This is a genomic window from Mycobacterium sp. 1165196.3 (assembly GCF_001673415.1).
Classification (GTDB): domain Bacteria; phylum Actinomycetota; class Actinomycetes; order Mycobacteriales; family Mycobacteriaceae; genus Mycobacterium; species Mycobacterium europaeum_A.
Genome location: NZ_LZLU01000188.1, coordinates 1 through 5,905, shown reverse-complemented (window position 1 = coordinate 5,905; position 5,905 = coordinate 1). Strand labels below are relative to the sequence as shown.

Here is a 5,905-nt window from a genome sequence, read left to right as displayed (position 1 = left end):
GCTGGCCACGGCCGATCCGGCCGCGCAGCTGGTGCAACTGACTGATCCCGAACCGGTCGGCGTCCATCACCAGCATCACGGTGGCGTTGGGGACGTCGACGCCCACCTCGATGACGGTGGTGCACACCAGCACATCGACATCACCGGCCCGGAAGGCCGCCATGGCGGCGTCCTTCTCCTCGGCGGACAGCCGCCCGTGCATCAGGCCCAGCCGCAGGTTCGCCAACTCCCCGGAGCGCAGCCGGGCGTACAGACCCTCGGCGGTCTCCGGCGCCTTGGCGTTCTGCTCATCGCCCGGATCGTCGCTCTCGTCGATGCGCGGCGCCACCACGTAGGCCTGACGGCCGGCGGCGACCTCCTCGGCTATCCGCTGCCAGGCCCGGCCGAGCCACGCGGGCTTGTCCTTGACGAAGATGACGTTGCTGGTGATCGGCTGGCGCCCACGCGGAAGTTCGCGCAGCGTCGAGGTTTCCAGATCCCCGTACACGGTGAGCGCGACGGTACGCGGTATCGGCGTGGCGGTCATCACCAGCAGGTGCGGTGTCACACCGGGACGGGCCTTGGCGCGCAGCTGATCTCGCTGCTCGACACCGAAGCGGTGTTGCTCGTCGACCACCACCATGCCCAGGTTGTCGAATTCCACCGCGTCCTGCAGCAGGGCGTGGGTGCCCACGACGATGCCGACCTCACCGCCGGCGATCTCGGCGCGGATCTGCTTTTTCTGCGCGGCGGTCATCGAACCGGTCAGCAGCGCCAGCCGGGTGCCGTTATCGGCGCCACCCAGCTGCCCGGCCATCGCCAACGGGCCGAGCACATCGCGGATCGATCGGAGATGTTGCGCGGCAAGCACTTCCGTCGGCGCCAGCAGCGCACACTGATATCCGGCGTCCACCATCTGCAGCATCGCCAGCACCGAGACGATCGTCTTGCCCGAACCCACCTCGCCCTGCAGCAGCCGGTTCAACGGCCGGCTCGCCGCGAGCCCCTCGGACAGCACGCCGAGCACCTCGCGCTGCCCCGCGGTCAACTCGAAGGGCAAGCGCCCCAACAGTTGTGTGACCAAGCCGTCCGGGCGCGGCGGCGCCGGCGGTCCCGACTCCGACAGTTCACCGTGGCGGCGGGCCACCAGCGCCCACTGCAGACCGACGGCTTCGTCGAAGGTCAGGCGCTCGCGGGCCCGCTGCCGCCGCGGCTCGCTCTCGGCGAGATGGATGTTGCGCAATGCCTGGTCCTCGGAGATCAGGCCGAATTTCGCGCGCAACTCCTCGGGCAACGGATCCGGCACCGGGTCGAGCACGTCGAGCACCTGGCGCACGCACGAAAAGATGTCCCAGCTCTGCAATTTCGTGCTGGCGGGATAGATCGGGAAGAAATGGCGTTCGTAGGCGTCCAGCAATTCTTCGCCGCTGGTGGCGCCCGAGGCGTTGGCGATGTTCTTCAGCGACCGCGTCCCGCGGTTGCGTCCGTCCGGCGAGTCGACGATGAGGAACGCCGGGTGCGTCAGCTGCATGACGTTCCGGAAGAACCCGACCTCCCCGGAGAGCATCACCTTGGTGCCCTTGGTCAGGTCCTTCTTCAAGTAGTTCGCGTTGAAGAACGTCGCGGTCACCTTGCTGCGGCCCGAGCCGAGGGTGATGCGGTGGCACAGCTTCTTCGGGTTCTTCTTCATCGGAAACGTCTCGGTTTCGGCGATCGTGTCGATGATGGTGATGTGCTCGCCCGTTTCGGGCCGCTCGTCGTCGGAGCCCCACCGCGAGGCGCCCTCCGTATAGCTGCGCGGATAGTGGCGCAGCAGGGCGTCGACGGTGCGGATGCCGAAGACCTCGTCGAGCGATTCGGCGGCCTTGGCTCCCACCACGAAGTCCAGCCGGTCGCCCAGCGACACCATCGCTACTCGACCCCGATCAGCAGCGCGTCACCGTGGTGGCCGGTGCGGTAAGTGACCAGTTCGGTCCCGGGGTGGTGGTCGTGCATGTGTTCTTCCAGAATGTCGCCGAGCGCGCCGGCATTGGCATCGGAGCCGTCGATGCCGGCGCCCAGCAGCACCGTCACCAGGTCGCCGCCCGAGGCCAGCAGCAGGTCGAGCAGGCCTATCGCCGCCCCGACCGCATCAGCGGCCACTATCAGCACCTCGTCGCCCGCGATGCCCAGGCCGTCGCCGGGCCGGCAGCGCCCCGCCCAGGTCAGCGCGCTTTCGGTCGCGATGCGCACCGAGCCGTGCCGCGCCGCACCGGCGGCGCGGGCCATGGTGTAGCCGTCGTCCACCGCCTGCCGGTCGGTTTCGTGCACGGCCAGCGCGGCCAGCCCCTGCACCATCGAGCCGGTCGGGATCGGCACCACATCGATGCCCCAGCCGATCGCCGCGGTGCAACCGGCCACCAACTCCTCGGCCGCCACGTAGCCATTGGGCAGCACCATCACCTGTGCGGCGCCGGTGTCCACGATGGCCCGCATCAATTGGTGCGCGCTGATGTTGGTGACGGGATCGTGCCCGGTCGGTTCGCGTTGCAGCACGCTGGCGCCCTCTCCGGCGAACAGCTCGGCGGCGCCGTCCCCGTCGACCACCGCCAGCACGGCGCGCTCCCGCGTCCAGCCGCCGGCGGGCAGGCCCGGGGCGCCCGAGCTCAGCGCCGAGATGACGATGCGGCTCAGCCGCCCGGCCGCCAGGCCCGCTTCCACGGCGGCGCCGGCGTCGTCGGTGTGCACGTGGACCGAGTACGTGCGCTGCGCCGACGACGGCGCCGACGCGATGCCCACCGAATCGCCCAACTCCCCCAACCGATCCCGCAGCCTGTCCGCCGCCGCGGGCTCGCAGTCGTCCAGCCGGTACATCACCTCGAAGTGGGGCGCCGGGCGCTGCGCGGACGACTCCGGTTGCAGTTCCCGCGGCGACAGCTCGTACACCGTGCGGGCGGGAGCCTGCCCGGTGATGGTGCAGCGCAGCGCGTCCAGCAGGACCAGCAGTCCGCGCCCGCCGGCGTCCACGGCGCCGGCGTCGGCGAGCACGTCGAGTTGTTCGGGCGTCTTCTCCAGGGCGACCACCGCCGCGTCACCGGCCGCGATGACCGCCGGCACCAGACCGTCCCCGGCCCGGGCGCACTGCGCGACGGCGTGGGCGGCCGCCCGCAGGACCGAGACGATGGTCCCGGGGATCTCCTCACCGCCCATCGAGCTGATGACGAGCTCCACGCCGCGCTGCAGCGCCGCACCGAGGATCGCGACGTCGATGTGCGACAGCTCACCCCCGGCATCGGCGGCCGCGGTCGCGGTGACGTCGGCGAGGCCCCGCAGGATCTGCGACAGGATCACGCCGGAATTGCCGCGGGCGCCGTTCAGCGCGCCGGCCGACAGCGCCGCCGCGGCCCGCGCCACGCAGCCCGATCCGGCCTCGGCGCCCGCGTTGGCCTCTGCCAGGGCGGAACGCATGGTGAACAGCATGTTGGCGCCGGTGTCGGAGTCGGCGACGGGGAAGACGTTGAGCCGGTTGATTTCGTCGATGTGCGTGATCAGGTCGCTGACGGCGGTGTGCGCCCAGTCGCGCAGGGTGGTCGCGTCCAGGAGACGATCCTGCGACGTATCCGCAGTGCCCAGTGTGACCCACCTCCTCCGCACCAGTCCCCCGGTGGGCGCCAGCGTAGCCGGGCGCCGGAGCCGCTGCGCTCAGTTGCTCTGCGCCGTTGAGGAAGATCGAACAGTAGCGGACGTATTTGGTCGAGGTAGTCCTCGACGCCACATTTTCCGGCCAAGAAGGTATCGCAGGCGGGTTTAATAGCCCTGCCGGATACCGGGATTGGCCTGGCCCACCAACATGCGCTCATTGCTGCCGTCGCGGCTGACGCCGTAGCGGCTCATCTGATAGTTCATCGACGCGCACGCAGTGGCCACCGGATCCCACGCCGAGTTCGACGTCCCGGGCTGGTGAAAGGCCGCGAAGGTATCCGGCATCACCTGCCACGGGCCCCGCGTGGCGTGCAGCGGGCCGCCGTCGAGCTGGGAAGGCCCATAGGCGTTGCTGTCCGACAGGTTGATCGCACCCGAATGAAACTGCGACTCGTGATCAGCGATGGTCATCATGCCCTCGATCCAGTGACCACGGGCCGCCGCGTCGGTGACCCCGATCCGGGTCAGCGCCTCCTCGAGATAGCCGCGGATCGCCTCGGGTCCGTCGGGCCACACTTCCCGACCGTCGAAAGCGACCTGCCGCAGCTGGATGCCGCCGCGCACGGCCGCCGCCTCTTGCACCGCAGGACGAGGCGCATCGGGCTGCCACCACCACGTCGCACCGGCCGCTGCCCTGGGGCCCGCCCCGCCCTGCCCGGCGCCGTACTGGCCGCCCACGGCGGTCGGGCAGTTAACCGAGGTGCTTCCGATGGCGACGCTGCCCAGCGCCGCCACCACCAGATAGGCCGTCGCCACCCGGCGCAACCTCGAGACCAACCGTCGTACGCCCACCGGAGAGCCCCGCCGGCTTTCGACGCGGGCTGGACCGGCGGTGTTTTCGGCGCGCGCAACCACCCCGCGCACTCCCCTCAAACCTGCCGATATTTGCTTCCCAGCCTCATCCGCAGCTCCGCGCGGGCCGGCACCGCCGGGAAGAAGACTTCAGCCAAATCGACGCGCCGTCCGCGCCTGACACAGGCAGCGACCGCGCCGACCATCGGCGGCGCTGTCATCCTAGCGACCGGGCACGCCATCCACCCCGGTCAAAGCCCCTACTGTGATCGACTGCATGTCGACCATGCGAGAGGGTTGCAGCGCACAGCAAACCGGCGCGACCGCGCGTAACCGCAGGGTCGGCCCCTGACGACCGTTTTGGTGGTTGCCGGAGGAGTCGGTATCCTCAGGTGTGCCCGGTGCAACCTGGGCTGTCCCGGCCGAATTGCCGGACCCCCGAGATTTGAGGAGCTTGAACAATGGCCGCTGTGTGCGACATCTGCGGGAAAGGCCCCGGCTTCGGTAAGTCGGTGTCACACTCCCATCGCCGCACCAGCCGCCGGTGGGACCCCAACGTTCAGACCGTGCACGTCGTCACCCGCCCGGGCGGCAACAAGCAGCGCCTGAACGTCTGCACCTCCTGCATCAAGGCCGGCAAGGTCGTCCGGGGCTGACGGCAGCCGTTGTTCACATGACGACGTGGCCGGCGTCCACCGGGATCGCCGCGCCGGTGATGTAGCGCGATCGCGGCCCGGCAAGCCAGAGCACCGCTTCGGTGACGTCCTGCGCCTCGACCAGCGGCACGTCGGGTAGCAGCGTCTGCGACAGGGCCGGGTTGGGGTTCTCCAGCATCCGGTTCACCACGAAATCGTTGAGGATCATCGGCGTCGCAACCCCGCTCGGGTGGATCGAATTGACCCGAATCTTGTGCGGCGCATAGGCATTCGCCGCCGAGCGCATCAACCCCACCACACCGTGTTTGGACGCGGCGTAGGCGAACATCGCCGCGCTGCCGTCGCCACCGCGGCCGGTCAGGCCCTGTGACGAGCTGACCAGCACCACCGAGCCGCCCCGGCCCTTGCGCACGATCGAGGGCACCGTCGCCAGCAGCGTGTGCCACACACCCTTGAGGTTGGTGTCGACGATCGTGTTGAACACCGGTTCGGACTCGGGGTCGGTGACGCCGATGGCCACCACCCCGGCGTTGGCGACGACGATGTCGATGTCGCCGAGCTCGTCGACGCCGGCCTGCACCCCGGCCTGCAGCGCCTGGAGGTCGCGGACGTCCGCGGCGACGGACACCGCCTTGCGACCGGCCGCCTGGACCAGCTGTACGGTCTCGGCGAGCTCGGATTCGGTCCCCAGGGCGTAGGGGATCGCCTCGAGGTCGGCGCAGATGTCGACGGCGATGATGTCGGCGCCCTGCTCGGCCAGCGCCACGGCGTGGCTGCGGCCCTGGCCGCGCGCGGCG

The 5,905-nt window shown here is 70.0% G+C and carries 5 protein-coding genes; 1 reads left to right on the top strand and 4 read right to left on the bottom strand.

Annotated elements, in window-relative coordinates:
• The 3 genes from recG to A5659_RS19740 form a co-directional block, all read right to left on the bottom strand.
• Window positions 1-1,888: ATP-dependent DNA helicase RecG (recG, locus tag A5659_RS19750; protein ID WP_067183612.1), on the bottom strand; the 1,888-nt coding region annotated here is incomplete at its 3' end.
• A gap of 2 nt (window positions 1,889-1,890) precedes the next feature.
• Window positions 1,891-3,591: a DAK2 domain-containing protein gene (locus A5659_RS19745; RefSeq protein ID WP_067183622.1), complete on the bottom strand. Its 1,701-nt coding sequence runs from the start codon at window positions 3,589-3,591 to the stop codon at window positions 1,891-1,893.
• A 174-nt stretch (window positions 3,592-3,765) separates the two neighbouring features.
• On the bottom strand, window positions 3,766-4,416 hold the full coding sequence (locus tag A5659_RS19740) for a transglycosylase (protein ID WP_369829388.1): 651 nt from the start codon (window positions 4,414-4,416) through the stop codon (window positions 3,766-3,768).
• A 497-nt stretch (window positions 4,417-4,913) separates the two neighbouring features.
• On the opposite strand from A5659_RS19740, the gene rpmB reads away from it, so the two are divergent.
• Entirely contained in the window at window positions 4,914-5,108 is a 195-nt protein-coding gene (rpmB, locus tag A5659_RS19735; RefSeq protein WP_046185726.1) for a 50S ribosomal protein L28, read from the top strand.
• Between the two features lie 13 nt (window positions 5,109-5,121).
• On the opposite strand, the gene A5659_RS19730 is transcribed toward rpmB, so the two are convergent.
• Window positions 5,122-5,905: mycofactocin-coupled SDR family oxidoreductase (locus A5659_RS19730; RefSeq protein WP_067183609.1), on the bottom strand; the 784-nt coding region annotated here is incomplete at its 5' end.